Genomic DNA, 21,402 nt, shown 5'->3' on the forward strand with positions numbered 1-21,402 from the left:
ACTGCGTTATACGGATCAGAACCGCCACTGGGCACCCAGGCTGTATCCGGTCTGGCTGCCCTCGGAATGGCCCAGGCGACTGTTGACCTCGGCATAGACGCCAATCTCCGGTGTGATCGCCCACTGAGCCCCGATCTGAGCGCGGGCAAAGTGCTTGTCTACCGAGTCCAGCGCTGCCGTACGCAGCCGACCATCTCCACGGCTGATAACATCCAGCCGACTCTCGCGGCCATCACCCAGTTCTTCGACCCAGGCGACATGAGCATAGGGTTGTAGGGCCATGCCACGGCTCATGGGGAGATCGCCATAGACCCGCCAACCCAGGCTTGCCTGAATGGAGTCATAGGTCTGATCATCAAATGACATGGCGGTCCGGCGGCTGTCGTCTTCATCGAAGCTATCGATGTGGTAACGGGTATAGTCCAGTCCCAGCTGAGGACCGGTTCGCAGCTGACCGACCGTCATGTCGTAGCCCCCGGTCAGGCGAGCACCGAAGAAGCGGGCCCTGGTATCGCCAGATAACGTCTGGTTCAGGAGAACCGGCCCGCCACTGGCCTGAAGGAACACGGAGCGATCCGTATCGAAGCGGGTGTGACCCGCGCTCAGCTCACCTGCAGCCCAAAGCGGCCCGCCGTTGCTGACCAGACCATACAGCCCGGCCTGCCATGTCTCGTTACGAACCTTGCCGGAATGCTCTAGGTCATCCTTGCCGCGCTGAATGCTCAGGCTACCGCCTGCGGTCAGCCATTCACTGGCCCGATAATCGCCAATGGCATAAGCGGTGGCCCGCTTGGAGCGCTGACTTGGATCTACATCAAATCCACGCTCAGGCTGGTACTCCCCCTCGATTCCCACGCTGCCGCTGAATTGGTTGAGTGCAAGTGGAGCGAGCTGAAGGCCCAGCCAACGGCGGTCATGCAGCCGAGTAAGAGTTTCATGCTGGCTGCGCAGGTTGTCCTCCATGGCCTGTGCCAGCGCACCGCTGGAGGCGGTGGAAGCGAGCAGGTCGGCATTTGTCAGCTCCAGTAGGAGACGCGTCAGCAGACGTGAATAATTACGAAGGCGCTGCTGGATGCGCTCTGCACCCAAGGCGCCGGTCAGCACAGTCTCGTTGTCCAGTGATGGTGTATGCCAGGTGGCGCCGCCAGGAATGGCTGGATTGGTGGTCTGCTCATAGCCGTCCAACTCGCCGATTTCCCAGTTGGTCGCTTCGACGAACAGCACCGGAATACCGAGCGCCTCGAAGCTTGCTGCATCACTGCAACAGCCGGTGCCGGCAGGGTATTCCGAATTCAGCCCGGGATTCGTGCGTATATCGATCCCCAGTTCCTGTGCGATACGAAGCGTCTGCTCGCGTATGGACGCCAGGGCGGGGTTATCGACGCTATTGGCACCGGCATGGGCATACATCAGGTCGCCCGTGATCAGGCTGTCGAGGTTGATCATGCCCAGCAGGCTGGCCCGCTCGCTATCGCTCAAGCCGGCTACATAGGCGCGTGAGCCGCGCAGGCCTTCCTCTTCAGCTCCGAAGGCAACCACATTGATACCATTTTCCAGCGCGATCCCGCTGAGGTTGCGCGTGATCTCCGTAAGGACGGCGGCACCGGAACCGTTGTCATCCAAGCCTTGGAGTGTCGGGCGGCCAAAGTAGGTATCAAAGTGTGCCCCTAGTACAAGGGTGTTGCCGCTGGTGCCTGCCAGCTGAGCCACTACGTTCTGTGAGTTCCGGTTTCCGTTCCAGGTGAAGGACTGGAGAGTGGCGTTGTTACCTATACGCTGCTGCATCCAGGCCGAGGCGCCCTCAAAACTCGTAGTGCCTCGATAACGACCCGGATACTCATTGATCAGAACGTCCAGTGTCTCGTCGGCGTATTCACCAAAGTCATAGGCACCCGCGGTACCCCCTATCAAGATACAGCCGACTGCAAGCGCTAGTTTGGAAAAGGAATGCACAAGCGATCCTCATTGTTATGGTTTGTTGTGTTGTAGTTATGGGTAGTGCGGAGCTGCATGGAGCAGATAGCGTGCCGACTTGAAAAGCGGACAGGCAGGCGACGCCTGGCAGACTGACAGCGCTGCCTGGGCGTAACTATAGATGGGGATGGAAAAAATGCCGGGCAGGCTGTGCACTGTGATCGTGCACAGCCTGAAGTGCGTGTCTCGTCGTGGGACGTAGGTGCTTAAGGCTTGAGCGTCTGAACGCCTTCGGCGGTTCCCAGCAGCAGGACATCCGCCGAGCGAGCCGCGAACAGGCCAACCGTGACTACGCCGACGATGTTATTGATCTTGGACTCCAGATCGATCGGGTCAAGGATATGCATGTTATGCACGTCCAGGATCACGTTGCCGTTGTCGGTTTTAACACCTTCACGGTAGACCGGATCGCCGCCCAGCTTGACCAACTCGCGGGCTACGTAGCTGCGTGCCATGGGGATGACCTCGACGGGGAGCGGAAACTCGCCCAGCACGTCCACGCGTTTACTGCCGTCGGCAATGCAGATAAAGGTCTGTGCCACGGCCGCTACGATTTTTTCACGCGTCAATGCTGCACCGCCCCCTTTGATCAGTTGCAGGTGCTCGTTGGCCTCGTCGGCGCCATCGATGTAGAACTCAAGATAGTTGACGCCATTGAGGTCATACACCGGAATGCCATGTTTCTTGAGTCGCTCGGCCGTTGCCTCGGAGCTGGCTACTGCGCCGTCGAATTCCATTTTGTGTTGGGCCAGCAGGTCGATGAAGAAGTTGGCGGTGGAGCCGGTGCCGACCCCAATGACGCTGTCACGCGAGAGGTGCGGGAGAATATAGTCCACCGCGGCCTGCGCCACGGCTTGCTTGAGCTGATCCTGGTTCATGATCGATTCCGGCAAAGGAGAAGTAGAGGTTCGATTATAGCCGGGCTGACCCTATCAGCGGTGAGCAGGGTGGTTGACGCATTGTGGGTGGCTTGTCGTGCTGCTTGCGCAGTAGACTGACTGTTCCCCGCAAAAGCCCTGCCGAGAAAAGTCGATGCTCGAACAGTACGTCAAGAAAATGCTGACCTCGCCCGTCTACGACGTGGCCGTTGAAACACCTCTGCATCCCGCACACAGCCTTTCGGAGCGTCTGGGTAACCGGATTCTGCTCAAGCGCGAAGACCTGCAGCCCGTCTTCTCGTTCAAGATTCGGGGCGCCTACAACAAGGTGGCCCAGCTCACTGACGAGGAAAAGGCTCGCGGCGTGATCGCGGCATCCGCTGGCAACCATGCCCAAGGCCTGGCCTTAGCTGCTCAGAAGCTGGGTATCAAGGCCGTTATCGTCATGCCCAAGACGACGCCAGAAATCAAGATCAAGGCGGTACGTGCCCGCGGTGCCAAGGCTGTCCTGCACGGCGATGCCTTTCCTGAGGCGCTGGCTCATGCGCTGAAACTGGTAGAGGAAAAGGGATACACCTTTATTCACCCGTACGATGATCCGGATACGATTGCCGGGCAGGGCACTGTCGCCATGGAAATCCTGCGCCAGCAGCCAGGGCAGCTGGACGCCATTTTCGTGCCGGTAGGCGGTGGAGGGCTGATCGCGGGGATCGCCGCCTACGTCAAGTACCTGCGTCCTGACATTAAGATTATTGGTGTTGAACCAGACGACTCCAATTGCCTCCAGGCCGCCATGCAGGCAGGTGACCGGGTGGTGCTGAGTCAAGTGGGTATCTTTGCCGATGGCGTAGCGGTCGGGCAGATCGGTCATCACACCTTCGAGATCTGCCGACACTATGTGGATGACGTGATTACCGTCAGCTCCGATGAGATCTGCGCAGCTATCAAGGACATCTACGACGATACGCGCTCCATCACCGAGCCGGCTGGTGCCCTAGGCGTGGCGGGGATCAAGAAGTATGTCGCTACCCGTGGCGTAAAAGGGGAGACCCTGGTAGCCATCGACTCGGGTGCTAACGTCAACTTCGACCGCCTGCGTCACGTGGCAGAGCGTGCCGAGCTGGGGGAACAGCGTGAGGCTATCATCGCCGTGACCATTCCTGAGCGTCCCGGTAGTTTCAAAGCGTTCTGCGAGGCACTGGGCAAGCGCCAGATCACCGAATTCAACTATCGCTATAACACGGATAGGGAAGCCCATATCTTTGTCGGCGTACAGACTCATCCGGAAACCGATCCACGCGGCAAGCTCATCGAAAGCCTGCGTGAGCAAGGGTTTCCCGTATTGGATCTGACCGACAATGAGCTGGCCAAGCTGCACATACGGCATACCGTAGGTGGACATGCGGCCCATGTGGATACCGAGCAGGTCTTCCGTTTCGAGTTTCCCGAGCGGCCTGGCGCATTGTTCAACTTCCTCAATCGCCTGGGTGGGCGGTGGAATATCACCATGTTCCACTATCGCAATCACGGCTCGGCTGATGGCCGCGTATTGGCGGCGCTTGAGGTTCCGGAGGAGGAGCGGCACCGTGTGCCCGAAGCGCTGGCAGAGATCGGTTATCGCTATTGGGATGAGACCAATAACCCTGCGTATAAACTGTTTCTGAGTTAACGCTTAGGGTGGCGGCGGGCGTCTGGTAGGGAACCAAGCGCCCGGGCCGTGTTCGATGAAAGGCTGGCCACGTTTACTGGCCAGCTGATACCAGTCATCGAACCGAGTCGGAATGTCTTCACCTACGTTTCCACATCACCGTGGCCTGCTGATGCTCAGCATCACGCTGATGGTCACCGTCTATTTTCTCGACAGCCTCTCCATCGCGCTGGCCAACCGCTATGTATCCGGCGGCCTGGGTGCTGATCAGCGCAGCTATGTGTATGCCACGGCAGCCTATAGCGTCGCGGTCATCGTCTTCACGGCGCCTCACCAGTGGTTTGTGCAGCATCTGGGGTACCGGCACCTGATGATGGCGGCGACAGTTGTCCATACCATAGGCCAGCTGCTCTGCCTGGCCGGCGACCACCTGTGGGTCTTTGCCACGGGCAGAGTCTTCATGGGGGCGGCCGCCGCGACCTTTTTCGCCGGTGCGCGGGTGCTGGTGCTCATGTTCTTCCCGGGGCCGCAAACCCCCACAGGCATACGAGCCTTTGCCAGCGGCGTGCCGCTTGGCGCGGCGATGGCTTCTTTTTGTACGGCGCAACTGCTGGCGCATGAGGAGTGGCGCGGTATCTTTGCCGTGCCGCTGGTGGTCTGTCTGGTCATGGCCGTGTGCATCTGGATGGCCATTCCCTCGCGCGTCATACCCGAAAAGTTGTCGGCCAGACCAGCACTGCTGCCCATGGCTATCCTGCTGGTTGGAAGCATCATTGTCGAAACCACTATCCAGCGGATGAGTTTTGATTTCTACAGCGATACCTGGGAGCTGCTCGGACTCTTTCTGCTGGGTATCTGCCTCATGGCCGTCTTCATCTATTGTGAGCGGCAGCGGGAGCGGCCAACCCTCGACTTTCGTAACGCCATCAATCCGGCCTTTCTGCTCGGCATGCTGTTTATGATGCTGAACTACTTCATGCTCGGTGCCTATAACTACGTTATTCCCCAATATGTCCTGAACGCCCTGCAGGTGCCGATCTACACCGCTGGAACGATCATGGCTATCGGCTGGCTGTGTGGGATAGTGCCGCTCATGGCCATTACCTCCGGCACGCTCAAGCGGTATTTCCCGTGGGGTGGCTTCAAGAAGTTTCTGGTGCTCGGCTATTCGCTGCTGGCCGGCTATGGCTTCTGGATGTCCAGCCAGAATGGCGAGGTGCCGCTTGTGCAGCAGCTTCAGCCTGCGCTCATGATGCATGGTGTGTTCCTGATCTCGACCTTTGCGGTGATCATCATGTACACCTTCATGACCATTCCTCCGCGTTACTTCAGCCAGGCATATCAGATCAAGAACATGACGCAGCAGATCGTCATGCCGCTAGGAATCGTCATGGCCAACGTCTTTCTGCAATGGCGCGATGCGTTCCATGGCAATGTTCTGCGCAGTCACATCACCTCATTCAATCCGCTCTATCAGCAGTATCGGGAACAGCTGAGCGAGGCGGTAGGGCATGCCTCCATGAGCCAGATGGCCTCGCTGGTCAATCGCCAGGCTGCGATCCTGGGCTTCCTGGACTATTTCTACCTGATCGGCTGGGTAGGTGTAATTCTGGCTATCTACATGCTTCTGCAGCGGCACTTTCGCTGATAGGAGTGGGAAACGGGTCATGCTTTACCCGTCAGAATCCATTGATTGTTTGGCTATGTAAGCTTTTGTTCAGCAAGGGCTGAGGATACTGCTCGCGGATTTTCAGGCGCTCCGGCGGGATTACCCCAATGTAATGTCCATATGGACGAGCAGGCAGGAGTGGCACTTGCCAGCGTATTGCCACAGACGGCAAAAATACAGGCAGGGAGCTGCGTTGCCGCTCCAACAAGCTTTATGGAACAATGCAAGTCTATTGACTTTCCAGGGGTGTCAGCCGTGATCGATTCTGATGGTTTTCGCCCGAATGTCGGCATCATCCTCGCGAATGACGCTGGCCAAGTGCTGTGGGCTCGGCGCATCAACCAGGACGCCTGGCAGTTTCCACAGGGAGGTATCGATGATCGTGAAACGCCGGAAGAAGCGCTTTATCGCGAATTGAACGAAGAAGTGGGTCTGAGTCCGGATGATGTCCGGATTTTGGCCTGTACGCGGGGCTGGTTGCGTTATCGCTTGCCCCAACGCATGGTGCGTACGCATAGTAGGCCCCTGTGCATCGGTCAAAAGCAGAAATGGTTTCTGCTCCGGCTGATGTCTGAGGATCAGAGGGTACGCATGGATGTGACAGGCAAGCCGGAGTTCGACGGTTGGCGCTGGGTCAGCTACTGGTACCCATTAGGGCAGGTGGTGACGTTCAAGCGGGAAGTGTATCGTCGAGCCCTCAAGGAGTTGGCCCCGCGCTTGCTCGCCTGATCGATATGTTAAGCCTGTACCATACGTGTACGTATGGAAGACGGAAGAGGCACCGTTTGCATTGCCTCACCGGCCTGCCCGGTTATGCCGGGCCTGCCGTGGACGGAGGAAATGCTGTGGCCATGCTGGATGAACGATTTGTGACGTTGAGTGGCAATACGCTGTCAGATAGGCGTTGCTGTCCACCTTCATCGATCGTGGCTATCAGGTCGGTGACCGGAACTCAATTTGCTCGCGCCTCGAAATCCTTTACCAGGATGTCGTCCAACGTCACCAGAGCCCAGGGCTTCTAGCATGCTGAATACGCTGCGTAAGGTCGTTCAAGAAGTAAACGGCGCCAAGGATCTCAAGACAGCGTTATCGATCATCGTTCAGCGCGTTCGGGCGGCCATGGGCACTCAGGTGTGCTCGGTCTATCTGCTGGACCCTGAAACCAATCGATTTGTCCTCATGTCGACCGAGGGCCTGAACAAGCGCTCCATCGGGCGTGTCAGCATGGCGCCCAATGAAGGCCTGGTCGGCCTGGTCGGCACGCGCGAAGAGCCGCTCAACCTTGAGGATGCCTCCAGTCATCCGCGTTTTCGCTATTTCGCCGAAACGGGCGAGGAGCGCTATGCCTCTTTCCTGGGGGCGCCAATCATTCACCATCGTCGTGTGATGGGGGTTCTGGTTGTTCAGCAAAAGGAGCGGCGCCAGTTCGACGAAGGTGAAGAAGCCTTCCTTGTGACCATGAGCGCCCAATTGGCCGGCGTTATCGCACATGCTGAAGCCACGGGTACCATTCGTGGGCTCGGACGGCAGGGTAAGGGTATCCAGGAGGCTCGTTTCGTAGGTATTCCCGGTGCTCCCGGTGTTGGTGTGGGTACGGCTGTAGTCGTGCTGCCTCCAGCTGATCTGGAAGTCGTTCCTGACAAGACCGTTACGGACATCGAGGCAGAGCTGGCCCTGTTCCAGCATGCGCTGGAGTCTGTACGTGAGGACATGCGCCAGCTGTCAGAGCGTCTTTCGACCCAGCTGCGCAAGGAAGAGCGCGCCCTGTTCGACGTCTATTTGATGATGCTCGACGACGCGGCATTGGGTAACGAGGTTACTCAAATCATCAAGAAAGGGCAGTGGGCACAGGGGGCACTGCGTCAGGTCGTGACCGAGCATGTTCGTCGTTTCGAGATGATGGACGATGCCTATCTGAGCGAACGTGCCGCTGATGTGAAGGACCTTGGCCGTCGATTGCTGGCTTATCTGCAGCAGGCACGGCAACAATGTCTGGTCTACCCCGACCAGACCATCCTGGTCAGTGAGGAGCTGTCACCCGCCATGCTGGGCGAGGTGCCTGAAGGCAAGCTGGCCGGCATGATTTCCGTGCTCGGCTCTGGCAACTCCCACGTTGCCATCCTGGCACGCGCGATGGGTATTCCCACCGTCATGGGCGCGGTAGACCTGCCTTATTCAAAAGTCGATGGTATTTCGTTGATTGTCGACGGCTATCACGGCGAAGTCTTTACCAACCCTTCACCTCAGCTGCTCAAGCAGTACAGCGCTGTGGTCGAGGAGGAGCGTCAGCTGACCCAGGGGCTGGAAGCCCTGCGCAGCCTGCCGTGCGAAACCCTGGATGGCCATCGTATGCCGCTCTGGGTGAACACGGGGCTGCTGGCCGATGTTGCCCGGGCGCAGCAGCGTGGCGCGGAAGGGGTGGGGCTGTATCGGACTGAGGTCCCGTTCATGATCAACGACCGCTTCCCCAGTGAGAAGGAGCAGCTGTCCATCTACCGGGAGCAACTGGCGGCGTTCCATCCCCAGCCGGTCACCATGCGCATGCTGGATATCGGCGGAGATAAATCCCTGTCCTATTTCCCCATCAAGGAAGACAACCCCTTCCTGGGATGGCGCGGGATTCGTGTCACGCTGGACCATCCGGAAATCTTCCTGGTACAGGCGCGAGCCATGCTCAAGGCCAGTGAAGGTCTGGATAACCTGCGAATCATGCTACCCATGATCTCGGGGGTACACGAGCTGGACGAGGCCCAGCATCTCCTGCATCGCGCCTGGTGCGAGGTGCGTGATGAAGGGGTCAATATTCCCATGCCGCCTGTCGGTGTGATGGTAGAGGTGCCTTCGGCGGTCTATCAGGCCCGGGATCTGGCCCGTGAGGTGGACTTTATCTCGGTGGGCTCCAACGATCTGACCCAGTATCTGCTGGCGGTAGATCGTAATAACCCACGCGTGGCTGACCTGTATGACTACTTCCATCCAGCCGTGCTGCAAGCACTCAAGAGCGTGGTGGAGGATGCTCATGCGGAAAACGTTCCAGTGAGTATCTGTGGCGAGATGGCAGGCGATCCGGCCGCAGCGGTATTGCTCATGGCCATGGGATACGACTCCCTTTCCATGAATGCAACCAACCTCCCCAAGGTGAAGTGGTTGCTGCGTCAGATGAGCCTGTCCAAGGCAAAGGAGCTCCTGGATCAGCTGCTCAAGATTGACAATCCGCAAGTGGTGCACAGTGCGCTGCATCTGGCCTTGCGTAACCTGGGGCTAGGGCGCGTCATCAACCCGGCTTCCACCGTCCAGAGCTGACAGCACGCCGGACTACAGCGTCCGGCGGCTTTCTCCAAGCGACTTGCCGTAGGCTCCAAAGCGACGTTCCGTAATGACGGTCTGTCCGTCTACCTGTTGCCGTAGCACAGTGCTGGCCCGTGTGCCGTAGTGTTCGCTGGAGATGAAAACGCTGGACAAGAGCATTTCCAGTTCATGGCTGATGCCGGTATGCGGAAGCGTTGCGGGATCAGGTCGCCAGGTGTCGGCCAACAGTGCAAATAAAGCCTCGTCCGAAGGGGTTTCCAGGGCCTGTTCGAGACTTGCTCTGGCTCTGAGCAACTTGGGCCATGGCGTGTTCAAATCGGCATTGGATACGCCGTAAACGCCCGGCGGCAGTCGATGCGGTTTTCGGCTGCGAGCATTCAAATGCCATAACGACTGGCGATCGCCTAGAAGCAGGTTGAACCCTGTGTATTCATCGCTACGTTGAGCCACTTCATGTACATACTCTTCGGCCGAGATATCACGTTCCAGAAAGCGTACAGGCAGTTCGCCCCGTGAGCGGTCGGATACCGGCTGACCAGGATCCCTGATATTGGTCACGGTGGCAAAGCGACCATCCCTTCCTACCGCGAGCCAGGTCCCACCTGCGGTCAGGTCTCTTCCTCCAATAATGTCTGGTTGATCGTCCCATGTATCCAACGGAGCGCTGGGGCGTGCATAGAACTCGTCACGGTTGGCGGCCAGGATAAGTGACTCGTTATCTTCAGGGCGCCACGCAAAGACAATCAGACACATCAGTTGGGCTCCGTAAGGCCTTGATCATTGAGGGTTCGCTCGTTTGCATTGGCCGATTGGGCTACCATTGCCGTTTTGTTCAGCAGGATTCGATATGGAATTCGTGCTCTATCTGATTCTTGGCGCATGTGCAGGCGTTCTGGCGGGTCTGTTCGGCGTCGGGGGCGGATTGATCATCGTACCGGTTCTGGTGTTCAGCTTCACTGCCCATGGAATGGATACCGATGTGCTGACGCATCTGGCCGTCGGTACTTCACTTGCAACAATCGTCTTTACGTCAATCAATTCCATTCTGGCGCATCATCGCCAGAGAGCGGTCCAGTGGCCACTCGTGGTGTGGATGACGGTTGGCATCATCCTGGGCAGCTTTGTCGGCGGGGTTACGGCATCTTATATTCAGGGGCCAATTCTGCAGAAAATAATCGGTACCTTTGCCATCCTCGTGTCGCTACAGATGGTGCTTGACCTTCGTCCCAAAAGCAGCAGACCGGTACCGGGCAAGCCGGTTCTAACGCTCGCCGGTGTGGTCATTGGCTGGGCGTCTGCCATTTTCGGCATCGGAGGCGGCTCGCTGACTGTGCCTTTCCTGACCTGGCGAGGCGTCAGTATGCAAAGGGCGGTGGCAACCTCATCTGCGTGTGGGTTGCCGATCGCGCTCTCCGGAGCCCTTTCGTTCATGGTGGTGGGCTGGAGTGAGCCTGGCTTGCCTGAGTGGAGTCTGGGATATGTCTACCTGCCGGCCCTGGTAGGTATTGCGCTGACCAGCATGTTCTTTGCCCGTTTTGGTGCGCGTTTGGCGCACACGCTTTCTCCACGGCTGCTCAAGCGGCTATTTGCGTTGTTGTTGTTCAGTGTAGGGCTCAGCTTTCTGGTCTGAGAACCCTTTTATCAAGGAGTCGTAATGCTGCCTTATCCACAGATCGACCCGGTAGCGGTCGCGATCGGTCCACTCAAGATTCACTGGTACGGTCTGATGTACCTCATTGGTATTGGCGGGGCTTGGCTGCTGGCCTCACGTCGTTTGAACCGATTCGATCCCACCTGGAATAAAGACAAACTTTCGGATCTGGTCTTCTGGGTGGCGTGCGGCGTCATCATCGGAGGGCGGCTGGGGTATGTCCTTTTCTATAACCTAGATGAGTACCTTGCCAATCCCACGCTGATCTTTGAGGTCTGGAAGGGCGGCATGGCCTTTCATGGCGGCTTGCTGGGCGTGATTCTGGCGGTGTGGTGGTTTGGTCGCCGCAACAACAAGAGCTTCTTCGAGCTGATGGATTTCATCGCCCCGCTGGTTCCAATCGGCCTGGGCGCCGGGCGGATTGGTAACTTCATCAATGCCGAACTGTGGGGCAAGCCGAGCGATGTGCCGTGGGCAATGATTTTTCCGCCCTTCAGCGATCCGGCCCAGTTGCCGCGCCATCCTTCCCAGCTCTATCAGTTTGCGCTGGAAGGCGTCGCCTTGTTCGTTATTCTCTGGTTCTTCTCACGCAAGCCACGTCCAACAATGGCGGTATCAGGGCTTTTCGTCCTGTGTTATGGCATTTTCCGTTTCCTGGTGGAATTCGTCCGCATGCCGGATGCGCAGCTGGGTTATCTGGCCTGGGGCTGGCTCACGATGGGACAGGTCTTGTGCGTACCGATGATTCTGGGTGGGGCCTTCCTGATGGTTCTGGCCTATCGGCATCAGGGAAAGACCAGAACTCTGACGGAATGACCTGATCTTCAGGTGAAAGGTCACTGACAAGTCGAGAGGTGGTGCTTATAGTTAATGGTTAATCGCCTCTCACTTAAAGGACAGAAGTATGAGCCCGTTCCGCGCATTGGCCACCACGTTGGCCTTCTCCATGGCTTTATGGAGTGCTGCCGCACCGGCACTAGCCGATTCGGGTTATGAGACGGAAACCGTTAACAATGTCAGTGGCGATCCGAACTACCAAGCTAATGCACCAAAAGCCTTTTCGATGATCGGTGATCTGCTGATTGCCCGGCCGCTTTTGATTGCTGCCACTGTTATTGGCGCGGGTGCCTTTGTGGTCAGTCTGCCCTTTACCGCTGCAGGCGGTAATGTAGGCGAGGCGGGCAGGGCCTTGGTCGTTGAGCCGGGTAAGGCTGCTTTTGTTCGTTGCCTGGGCTGTACCCGCACAGGATATGGCCAGTCGGACTGAATCCCATAAAAAAGCCGGTCAATTGACCGGCTTTTTTATGGCGCCTGTAAATACCTGATAGTGTCGCGCTGCCAATAGCCTGGATCAGGCCTGACCGCTGATTTTCAGATACTTTTCGTGCAGTTTTTCCTTGCTCTCGACGTTTTCCGGGTCGAGCGGGATGCAATCCACCGGGCAAACCTGCTGACACTGCGGCTCGTCGTAATGACCTACACACTCGGTACAGAGATTAGGGTCGATCACATAAATCTCTTCGCCCTGGGAGATGGCACCATTAGGACACTCAGGCTCACATACATCGCAATTGATGCAGTCTTCAGTAATCTTGAGGGACATGAATTGCTCCCGCCGCTCACGGATGACGGCGATACAGAAAAGGTAAACGCGAATTGTGCCTTATCGGCGCGCGTGGTGCACGTCTGCGCCGATATATGTGCCCTAACGGCAAAATTTCAAGGGGCTGGCTTGAAACGTTCGGCCAGCGCTTCCTTGACAAGCGGGTGCACGAACTTGGTGACGTCGCCACCCAGTGCTGCAATTTCACGTACCAGCGTCGAAGAGATGTAGGAGTAATTTTCCGACGGAGTAAGAAACATGCTTTCTGCGTCAGGCGCCAGCACACGGTTCATGTTGGCCAACTGAAACTCGAATTCGAAATCCGAAACAGCACGCAATCCTCGCAGGAGGATCGTGGCTTTCTGCTCCTTGACGAGATTGGCCAGCAGGCAAGAAAAGCCAATGACCTCGACATTAGGCAGGTGTGCCGTAACCGCTCGAGCCAACTCTACCCGCCTTTCCAGCGGAAACAGCGGATTCTTCTTCGGACTGGCCGCTACGGCGACGACGACATGCTCAAACAAACGTGAGGCGCGTTCGACGAGATCACCATGACCCCTGGTGATCGGGTCGAAGGTTCCCGGGTACAGCACTCGATTCATCGCGGCGTCCTTACGGTCCGTGGGGGCTTGGATGGTAGCTCAGCCAGATCAGATGTCCAAGTCGAAAGGTGGATAAGCGGCCTGGTATTCATCAAAGGTGAGCTTTAAGCGTTGAGGAGTGTAGAAAAAATTGTCGAAAAACGCAGCCTTCTCGGGTTGCCTGTTTTCATCTGACGCGGATAGCGTTCGCTGATCGGCTATAGCCGCCACGTCTATGTCAGTCTCTCCTGCTGCCACAAGAGCCACTGCGGTATGCGGCGCTCCAGGTAGTAATCAGGGTTTCGCCATGTACCTGCGACAAAGCCTACATGCCCTCCATGAGCATGGCGCTCGAAGCATATCGTATTGGATAGCTCTCCTGGTGTTGGCAGGCTTTCACGTCCAATGAAAGGATCATCTTCCGCTTGAATCATAAGGGTCGGTATTCGGACGTCTTTCAGGTAATAACGGCTTGATGCCTGCTGGTAGTAATCGTGAGCATCCTTGAATCCGTGGAGCGGGGCGGTGATGCGTCCGTCAAAATCCCAAAAGCTCTTCATGTCCTCCAGGCTACCCAAGGCATCCAGCGAGGCTACATGGTCGTGTTGCTGGCGCTGCTGCAAAGCCTCTCGCTTGCGTTTTACATAGCTCACCAGCTCTCGCATGAAGTGCGCCTGATACACACGGGAAAACCCAATGGCGATACGGTCTGCGCAAAGGTCGAGCCGGAAAGGAACCGACACGGAGGCAGCCGCCTGGAGTGGGCAATTCAAGCCTGCTTCGCCCAGGTACTTGAGCAGCACGTTACCGCCAAGCGAGTAGCCAACAGCATAGAGCGGTGCCAAAGGGCGCTTGGCCTGAAGGTGGGCGATAACAGCGGCAAGGTCTTCGGTGACGCCTGAGTGGTAGCCCCGCGGTAACAGGTTCGGCTCGCCTGAGCACCCTCGCCAGTTCAATCCAACGCTGGCCCAGCCATGCTCGGCAAGGGCCAGTTGCAAACCCAGAATATAGTGTGACGAAGAGCTGCCTGTCAGTCCGTGGATAGCCAGTACCAGCGGCGCATAAGGATCTTCCGGTCCGTACCAGTCAAGGTCGAGAAAGTCACCGTCGTCTAGCCAGATACGCTCGCGTGGGCGCGTTATCAGGGGAAGACGACGCCAGAGCGACCCCCATAAGGTCTGCAGGTGAGGGCCTGGCAGCCACCAAGCGGGCCGGAAAGCATCTGTCTGAGCTGATAGGTCCTCCACGATAGGGTGCATGGGCATCCCGTTACGCGGTTCGATGCCAGAGCGCGTAATGTACGCTTCCCGCCTTCTTTTCCCTGTGCAGGTGCCAGTTGGCGGGCATGGGAAGCGATGAGGGCTGACTTTCGCTTTCAGTGTAAATCCATGCATCCCTGGCCAGCCAGCCTTGCTCCTCGAGCAGTTGGCAGGCGGGCTCAAGCAGACCTTTCTGGAAGGGCGGGTCAAGGAACACTACGTCAAAAGGCGTGGCCTCATTGTGCTGAAGGTAGTGCAGGGCATCGTTCTGTACGACCTGGACATTGGTGCATCCGAGTGACGCCAGATGACCGCGCAGCGAGCCTACCGCTGCGGGATTCAAGTCCAGTCCCAGCGCCTGACTGGCACCCCGGGACAGCGCTTCAAGCAATAGCGCACCACTGCCCAGGAACGGATCCAGTACCCGTGCGCCGGGTACATGGGGCATCAGCCAGTTGAACAGCGTCTCGCGAACCCGGTCAGGTGTAGGTCTGAGCCCTGGTGCTTCTGGAAAGCTGAAGCGTCGGCTGCGCCAGTCGCCTCCAATGATACGCAGCTGGCTGCTACCTTTACTCTGCGCCATGCTCAATGCTCCGGTACGCTGGGAGGCGGTGTATTGCCGCGCTCAACCGGCGCTGGCAAGGGTTGCTGGGCAACGGTTGGGCCTGCCGTCACGATGACAAAGCCATCAGGATTCAAATGCCGGGCCATGGCTTCGCGCACCTGATCCGTAGTCACGGCTTGCGTCTGCTTCATAAAGGTGTCCAGAAAGTCGAGTGGCAGGTCGTAGAAGCCAATCATGCCGAGCTGGGCGACGATCGCACTGTTACTGGCGGTCGAGAGCGGGAAGCTGCCTGATATTTCACGCTTGGCATCATCCAGCTCCTTCTGTGTCGGCCCTTCCTTGAGGTATTGGCGGACAATATTTTGCACAAGCCCCAATGTATTCTGGCTCATCTCGGCTCGGGTTTGCAGGCCGATCGTGAAGGGCCCCGCGACCTGCATCGGCGTAAAGCCGGAATAAACACCATAGGTCAATCCGCGCTTTTCGCGGACCTCGGTCATCAGGCGAGTGCCGAACCCGCCCCCACCCAGGATCTGGTTACCCAGATATAGCGCGGCGTAGTCAGGGTCCCGGCGGTCGATTCCCTGCTCGGCCAGCATGAGGTGCGTCTGCTGTGAGGGAAACTCAATATGCGTAACGCCCGGTTTAGGTGGTTGCGGCTTGGCTACCGACGGCAGGGCAGGGCCCTTGGGTAGAGCACGGGATACCTTGGCGGCAATGGCTTCTGCCTGGGGACGGGTCAGATTACCTGTCAACGCGATGACCACATTGCCTGCTGTATACGCACGCTGATGAAAGGCGCGTAACTGAGCAGGTGTGATCGATCTCAGCGATTCAGCCGTACCCATGCTGGGGTGCGCATAGGGGTGACTGCCGTAGAGCTGTTTCATCAGCGCATCACCTGCCTGAGCGCCGGGGTCCTGTTTCTTGTATTCGATGCTGGTCAACAATTGATTGCGAATACGCTCCAGCGGGGCGGCAGGAAACGTAGGATGACCTACCACCTTGGTGAAGAGATCGAGCGCCGGGTCACTTTTAGCCGAGTCGGACAAGGTACGCAGCCCGGCAACGGCCATGTCGCGATAGGCACCGTTTGAGAAGTTGGCACCCAGGTTTTCGAAGCCGATGGCTATCGCGGTAGTGTCCATTCCGGCAATGCCTTCGTTGAGCATGCCATTGGTCATCGTGGCAATGCCAGGCGTATTGCCGTCCTGGCTGCTACCGGCCGCAAATGTCAGGCGCAGGTCATACATGGGCAGCTCATTGGCTTCCACAAACATGACGCGCGCGCCTTCTGGAGTTCTCCAGCTTTGGATATCGAGCTTGCGGGTAACCGGAGCTGTCTTGCTCAGCGCCTGCAGTGATTCCAGTTTAGGATGGGCCGCTGCACTGTCCGCCACGGGGGAAGTGTTCTGGCAGCCGCCAAGCAGCGTCAGGCTGAGCAAGGCGCCCCATGCATAAGAAAAACGGGCGTTCATGGACGAGCCTCCTGCTGCGTTTGGGTCTCGGGAATCACGTGAGCAACTGTCAGGCGATCGCGAGTGAAGTAAGTGCGTGCAACACGCTGTAGATCAGTCGGAGTGACAGATTGCAAATCTGCAAGCTCGTTATCCATCTCGTGCCAGGACACGCCGATGCTTTCCAATTGACCAATATTGCTGGCCTGGGCTGTAATTGAGTCGCGCTCATAGACAAGGCTGGCGATCACCTGCGCTCTGACGCGCTCCAGTTCGGCGGTGCTCGGTGGCGTTTGCTTGAGCGCATCCAGTTGCGCCCAAAGGCCGGCTTCGACATCTGCCAGGGTCTTGCCCTTTTGCAGGTTGGGCATGGCGCTGAGCATGAACAGACTGTCGCCGCGAGTGTAGGACTCGTATGAGGCCGAGGCGCCGGTAACCAGCTCCTGCTCACGCTCCAGTTGAGTGGAGAGACGGGCGCTGTAGCCACCATCGAGCAGCGCTGAGATCAGGCGCAAGGCATGCACATCCCGTTGATTCTCTGCACTGGCAAAACCGGGCACATTGAATCCCATCATGAGGCTGGGGATTTGCGTACGAACGGGAAGGATCAGACGGCGTTCACCTGATGCCTGGAGTTCAAGCGGGCGCTTGGCCGGTGGCAGGTCTCGCTTAGGAATCTGGCCAAAATACTGTTGAGCCATCTGTCTTACGTCTTCCCCGGTCACATCGCCCACTACAACCAGGGTCGCATTATTGGGCGCGTACCAGGATTGATACCAGTGCCGCAGATCGTCGATGTTCATGCGTTTAAGATCAGCAGGCCAGCCAATGGTTGGCGTGCGGTAGCCACTGGCAGGATAGGCCGCCGCGCTGAAACGTTCGTAGGCCAGTGCCATTGGCTGATCGTCAGTGCGCAGGCGACGCTCCTCCTTGATGACTTCTATCTCGCGGCTGAATTCATCGGCAGGTAGGCGTAAGGTGGCCATGCGATCGGCTTCGAGCTCAAGCGCCACAGGCAAACGATCCTTGGCCATCACCTGGTAATAGGCCGTGTAATCGTCCGTGGTGAAGGCATTCTCGGTTGCTCCGAGATCACGCAGAACCAGGGAGGCCTCTCCAGGACCCATCTTGCTGCTGCCCTTGAACATCATGTGTTCCAAGGCATGGGAAAGGCCGGTCGATCCAGGCGTCTCGTAGCTTGAGCCGATCTTGTACCAGAGTTGTGAAACCACGACAGGAGCACGATGATCTTCCCGAACAACGATTTTCAAACCATTGTCGAGTGTGTATTCGTGCGTGGGTTGGGTCTCGGCGGCCAGGACGGTAAGCGGCGCGCAGAGCAGGCTGAACAGCAGACCAGTAGTACGTCGAGAGAAGACTGTCATCAATCTATGAACTCATTCCAGGGCTTGCCGGTCTTTAGCGCCAGCAAGCGATGAGGTGCTAGGATACGCATCCCTTTTCATGCCGGCCACGCCTGGCAGCACATCTTTATGGATTTGCCACAGCGTGCCCGCCCCTTGAGATAGACCTTTGCATGTTTGGTTCCGACGATAAAAAGTCCCCTCCCGCAGGGGAAAAGAAAGGGTTCTTCAGTTGGTTTCGCAAGAAGCCGCAGGAGACAACCGAGGCTAAGCCAGAAACGGCTGTCGAGCCGGTAGTACACCCGGAGCCGGTCCCCGAGCCGGCTGACGCTATTCCTTCAACCCAGCTACCTCCTGCTGAGGAAACCGAGGCACCCGCACCGGTAGCCGAGCAGGACGAAAGCGTAAAAACCTTTCAGCCGGAGCCGATTCAGGCGCAGCCGGTTGAGCCGCCACGCCAGCCTGAAACGGTGCAGCCTTCTCTGCAAGCGCCTGCAGTTGAGCCAGAGCCTGAGCCTGCTATGCTGGCGCCTGTTGAGCTTGTATTCATTGAGCCCGAGCGGCTGGATGAATCGAGGACGGCCGAGCTCCAACCTGTTGCTGAGCCTGAGCCAGTAGCCGAGCCTGTCGTGTCGATTGCAGAGCCGGAGCCTGAGCCAGAACCAGGAGTAGACGCAGAACCGGAACCGGAGCTGGCACCACAGCCCGCTGCACCGGCAAAGCTGGGCTTCTTTGCTCGCCTCAAGCAAGGGCTGAGCAAGACCAGCGCCAGCATTGGCGAAGGGATGGCCAGCCTGTTTCTGGGCAAGAAAGCCATCGACGATGATTTGCTCGATGAGCTGGAGACCCGGCTATTGACGGCGGATGTGGGTGTCGAGGCGACGACCACCATCATGAAAAACCTCACCCAGCGGGTAGCGCGTAAACAGCTTGCTGACAGCGAGGCGCTTTATCAGGCATTGCAGGAAGAGTTAACTGGCTTGTTGACGCCTGTTGAGCAACCGTTGGTTATCGATAAGGCTACTCAACCCTTCGTTATTCTGGTTGTTGGCGTGAACGGTGTTGGCAAAACCACGACCATCGGCAAGCTGGCTAAAAAGCTCCAGCTTGAGGGCAAGAAGGTCATGCTGGCCGCTGGTGATACGTTCCGTGCCGCAGCGGTCGAGCAGTTACAGGTCTGGGGGGAGCGTAACCGCATTCCAGTGATTGCACAGCATACCGGCGCTGACTCCGCCTCGGTGATCTATGACGCTGTACAAGCTGCCAAGGCTCGCGGTGTCGATGTTCTGATTGCCGATACGGCCGGTCGTCTGCACACCAAGGACAACCTGATGGAAGAGCTGCGCAAGGTGCGCCGCGTCATTGGCAAGCTGGACGAATCCGCCCCGCATGAGACTTTATTGGTGCTGGATGCAGGTACCGGCCAGAATGCCATGAATCAGGCCAAGCAATTCCATGCTGCCGTTCCGCTCTCCGGCCTTGCGCTGACCAAGCTTGACGGTACTGCCAAGGGTGGCGTCATTTTCGCGCTGGCCAAGCAGATGAGCCTGCCTATCCGTTACATCGGTGTCGGTGAAGGCATTGACGATCTGCGTGAGTTCGAAGCCAAGCCCTTCGTTCGAGCGTTGTTCGCTGAGCGGGAGACGCCATGATTCATTTCGATCGGGTCAGTAAACGTTACCCGAACGGGCATATCGGTTTGCATGAGTTATCGTTCCGTGCGGAGCGCGGGGAGATCCTGTTCATTACCGGTCACTCCGGTGCCGGCAAGAGCACCCTGATGCGCCTGATTCTGGCGATGGAGCGACCCACCAGTGGCAAGCTTTCGCTGGCTGGACAGGATATTTCGCGGATCAGCAATGCGCAGATTCCATTCCTGCGTCGTCAGATTGGTGTGGTGTTTCAGAACCACCAGCTCCTGTTCGACCGTACCGTGTTCGACAATGTAGCCTTGCCTCTACAGATCCTGGGGTTGTCCAAGGCCGAGATTGCCAAACGTGTGACCATGGCGCTGGAGCGGGTCAGCCTGAAGGACAAGCTCGAAGACTATCCGTCGGACCTGTCTACCGGCCAGCAACAGCGCGTCGGGATCGCGCGGGCTGTCGTACATCGACCAGCCTTGCTGCTGGCGGATGAGCCAACCGGTAACCTCGATCCGCGGCTTGCCTCCGAAATCATGGGTGTGTTCGAGGACATCAACAGCCTTGGCACCACTGTACTGATTGCCAGCCACGACCATGCCCTGATCGCACGCCTGCGTCATCGTATGCTGACGCTGCAGCGTGGCCGTCTGATCGGGGATGAGGAGAGTCCTACATGAGTGCCAAGGAACTTCCACGCGGCGACGTACAGGGTGAAAAACCGGAAAAGCCCAAACGTCGCAAGACAGCCAAGCCGAAGCAGGATTGGCGCAGCCCGTTACATGCCTATTTCGAAGCGCATCTCATTGGCTTGCGTGACAGTCTGTGGCGGATGGGCCGACAGCCGATCGGAAGCTTTCTGACCTGCTTGGTTATGGGAATTGCCCTTGCGTTGCCGATGGGTGTATCGCTGCTGCTGAACAATGTGGAGCGGCTCGGCGGCTCATGGCAGCGCGCGGCCCAAATTTCTGTCTTTCTTGACCTTAATCTGGACGAAGCTCAAGGCAAGCAATTACAGGAACAGATTGCAGCGCTACCTGATGTCAGTGAGGTGCACTGGATCGGACGTGACGAGGCTCTGCAAGAGCTTCAACAGCAGGCTGGTCTGGGCGAAGCCTTGAAGGAACTGCCAGAAAATCCGTTGCCTTCGGTGATCTCCGTGACGCCACAAGAGATTGATAAAGGTCGGCTGGACATGCTGCGCAGTCGTCTGGCTGAGCTATCTGGCGTACAGCAGGTACAGCTCGATATGCAATGGGTCGAGCGACTGACCGCCATTCTGAAGCTGGGTGAGCAGTTCGTGTTTGGGCTTACAGTCGTTCTGATCGTAGCCCTGCTACTCGTCATCGGGAATACAATTCGTCTGGCCATCGAAAACCGCAGGACCGAAATCGAGGTCATAAAGTTGGTAGGCGGTACTGACGGTTATGTGCGGCGACCTTTCCTGTACATGGGCGCCATGTATGGGATAGGCGCCGGTATTGCAGCCTGGGCACTACTGGCTTTTGGCTTGAACTGGCTTAACGAGGCTGTCATCGAGCTGGCCGGTCTTTACGGCAGCGATTTTGCGCTGGCCAGCGTGTCCATGGATGAAGGCATCCAGTTACTTATTGGTGCAATACTGCTGGGTTACATTGGCGCCTGGCTGGCGGTGGCTCGCCATCTGAGAGAGTTGGCGCCCCGATAAGGGCGCCGATTCATGAATCAAACAACTGTCTCAAATTATGATGTAAAGCTATCGATTTGATTGATAGTGACTATTTAAGTGATTGATTTTAAAGGCTATAGGTTCTTTTTTAGGGAA

Annotated in this window: 18 protein-coding genes and 1 pseudogene; 10 read left to right on the plus strand and 9 right to left on the minus strand. The window is 57.6% G+C overall.

The annotated features are described in order from the left end of the window. Nucleotides 1–15: 15 nt before the first annotated feature. Nucleotides 16–1,953 carry an autotransporter outer membrane beta-barrel domain-containing protein gene (locus PLU01S_RS05185; RefSeq protein ID WP_074823229.1) on the minus strand — a complete coding sequence of 646 codons (1,938 nt, stop codon included), beginning with the start codon at nucleotides 1,951–1,953 and terminating at the stop codon, nucleotides 16–18. 227 nt (nucleotides 1,954–2,180) lie between these two features. Next, nucleotides 2,181–2,852, minus strand: coding sequence for a ribose-5-phosphate isomerase RpiA (rpiA, locus tag PLU01S_RS05190; protein WP_074823226.1), 672 nt, complete (start codon nucleotides 2,850–2,852; stop codon nucleotides 2,181–2,183). Nucleotides 2,853–2,988: 136 nt separating this feature from the next. On the opposite strand from rpiA, the pseudogene ilvA reads away from it, so the two are divergent. The 4 genes and pseudogenes from ilvA to ptsP form a co-directional block, all read left to right on the plus strand. Continuing rightward, nucleotides 2,989–4,521, plus strand: a pseudogene (ilvA, locus tag PLU01S_RS05195) (threonine ammonia-lyase, biosynthetic); the annotation flags it as partial. A gap of 112 nt (nucleotides 4,522–4,633) precedes the next feature. After that, nucleotides 4,634–6,148 carry an MFS transporter gene (locus PLU01S_RS05200; protein WP_074823220.1) on the plus strand — a complete coding sequence of 505 codons (1,515 nt, stop codon included), beginning with the start codon at nucleotides 4,634–4,636 and terminating at the stop codon, nucleotides 6,146–6,148. Nucleotides 6,149–6,424: 276 nt separating this feature from the next. Next, the gene (locus PLU01S_RS05205; protein ID WP_010796984.1) at nucleotides 6,425–6,898 is read left to right on the plus strand and encodes an RNA pyrophosphohydrolase; all 474 of its coding nucleotides are present in this window, start codon (nucleotides 6,425–6,427) and stop codon (nucleotides 6,896–6,898) included. 294 nt (nucleotides 6,899–7,192) lie between these two features. Further along, a complete protein-coding gene (gene ptsP / locus PLU01S_RS05210; protein WP_074823217.1) occupies nucleotides 7,193–9,472 on the plus strand; it encodes a phosphoenolpyruvate--protein phosphotransferase in 2,280 nt (759 codons plus the stop codon). Between the two features lie 12 nt (nucleotides 9,473–9,484). Here ptsP and PLU01S_RS05215 read toward each other — a convergent pair whose 3' ends face one another. Then, the gene (locus tag PLU01S_RS05215) at nucleotides 9,485–10,231 is read right to left on the minus strand and encodes an NRDE family protein (protein WP_074823213.1); all 747 of its coding nucleotides are present in this window, start codon (nucleotides 10,229–10,231) and stop codon (nucleotides 9,485–9,487) included. 94 nt (nucleotides 10,232–10,325) lie between these two features. Here PLU01S_RS05215 and PLU01S_RS05220 point away from each other — a divergent pair, with 94 nt between their 5' ends. From PLU01S_RS05220 to PLU01S_RS05230, 3 genes are all read left to right on the plus strand, one after another. Next, nucleotides 10,326–11,108 (plus strand): sulfite exporter TauE/SafE family protein, encoded by a 783-nt coding sequence (locus PLU01S_RS05220; RefSeq protein WP_074823211.1) that lies wholly within the window; start codon nucleotides 10,326–10,328, stop codon nucleotides 11,106–11,108. A gap of 24 nt (nucleotides 11,109–11,132) precedes the next feature. Then, complete coding sequence (gene lgt / locus PLU01S_RS05225; protein WP_010796988.1) at nucleotides 11,133–11,945, plus strand: prolipoprotein diacylglyceryl transferase; 813 nt, start codon at nucleotides 11,133–11,135, stop codon at nucleotides 11,943–11,945. 88 nt (nucleotides 11,946–12,033) lie between these two features. Then, nucleotides 12,034–12,396 carry a multidrug transporter gene (locus tag PLU01S_RS05230; RefSeq protein WP_074823208.1) on the plus strand — a complete coding sequence of 121 codons (363 nt, stop codon included), beginning with the start codon at nucleotides 12,034–12,036 and terminating at the stop codon, nucleotides 12,394–12,396. A gap of 84 nt (nucleotides 12,397–12,480) precedes the next feature. Here the strand turns inward: PLU01S_RS05230 and PLU01S_RS05235 are convergent, their stop codons facing one another. The 6 genes from PLU01S_RS05235 to PLU01S_RS05260 form a co-directional block, all read right to left on the minus strand. Next, a complete protein-coding gene (locus PLU01S_RS05235; RefSeq protein ID WP_010796990.1) occupies nucleotides 12,481–12,732 on the minus strand; it encodes a YfhL family 4Fe-4S dicluster ferredoxin in 252 nt (83 codons plus the stop codon). 116 nt (nucleotides 12,733–12,848) lie between these two features. Next, nucleotides 12,849–13,334 carry a pantetheine-phosphate adenylyltransferase gene (gene coaD, locus PLU01S_RS05240; protein WP_010796991.1) on the minus strand — a complete coding sequence of 162 codons (486 nt, stop codon included), beginning with the start codon at nucleotides 13,332–13,334 and terminating at the stop codon, nucleotides 12,849–12,851. A gap of 212 nt (nucleotides 13,335–13,546) precedes the next feature. After that, complete coding sequence (locus tag PLU01S_RS05245; protein WP_074823206.1) at nucleotides 13,547–14,572, minus strand: hydrolase; 1,026 nt, start codon at nucleotides 14,570–14,572, stop codon at nucleotides 13,547–13,549. Nucleotides 14,573–14,582: 10 nt separating this feature from the next. Further along, a complete protein-coding gene (rsmD, locus tag PLU01S_RS05250; protein ID WP_074823203.1) occupies nucleotides 14,583–15,155 on the minus strand; it encodes a 16S rRNA (guanine(966)-N(2))-methyltransferase RsmD in 573 nt (190 codons plus the stop codon). 2 nt (nucleotides 15,156–15,157) lie between these two features. Beyond that, nucleotides 15,158–16,615 (minus strand): M16 family metallopeptidase, encoded by a 1,458-nt coding sequence (locus PLU01S_RS05255; protein WP_074823200.1) that lies wholly within the window; start codon nucleotides 16,613–16,615, stop codon nucleotides 15,158–15,160. Continuing rightward, nucleotides 16,612–17,979, minus strand: coding sequence for a M16 family metallopeptidase (locus PLU01S_RS05260; protein WP_074823198.1), 1,368 nt, complete (start codon nucleotides 17,977–17,979; stop codon nucleotides 16,612–16,614). The genes PLU01S_RS05255 and PLU01S_RS05260 overlap by 4 nt, the downstream gene beginning before the upstream one ends. A gap of 152 nt (nucleotides 17,980–18,131) precedes the next feature. Here PLU01S_RS05260 and ftsY point away from each other — a divergent pair, with 152 nt between their 5' ends. Genes ftsY through ftsX form a run of 3 tightly spaced genes read left to right on the plus strand, consistent with a single transcriptional unit; the run spans nucleotide 18,132 to nucleotide 21,285 of the window. After that, the gene (gene ftsY, locus PLU01S_RS05265; protein WP_074823196.1) at nucleotides 18,132–19,610 is read left to right on the plus strand and encodes a signal recognition particle-docking protein FtsY; all 1,479 of its coding nucleotides are present in this window, start codon (nucleotides 18,132–18,134) and stop codon (nucleotides 19,608–19,610) included. Further along, nucleotides 19,607–20,278, plus strand: a complete 672-nt coding sequence (gene ftsE, locus PLU01S_RS05270) for a cell division ATP-binding protein FtsE (protein ID WP_010796997.1) — start codon at nucleotides 19,607–19,609, stop codon at nucleotides 20,276–20,278. The genes ftsY and ftsE overlap by 4 nt, the downstream gene beginning before the upstream one ends. Further along, nucleotides 20,275–21,285: a permease-like cell division protein FtsX gene (ftsX, locus tag PLU01S_RS05275; protein WP_074823192.1), complete on the plus strand. Its 1,011-nt coding sequence runs from the start codon at nucleotides 20,275–20,277 to the stop codon at nucleotides 21,283–21,285. Before ftsE ends, ftsX begins: the two co-directional genes overlap by 4 nt. Nucleotides 21,286–21,402 lie beyond the last annotated feature (117 nt).

This window comes from Pseudomonas luteola NBRC 103146 (assembly GCF_002091675.1).
In the GTDB taxonomy this organism is placed as follows: Bacteria; Pseudomonadota; Gammaproteobacteria; order Pseudomonadales; family Pseudomonadaceae; genus Chryseomonas; species Chryseomonas luteola.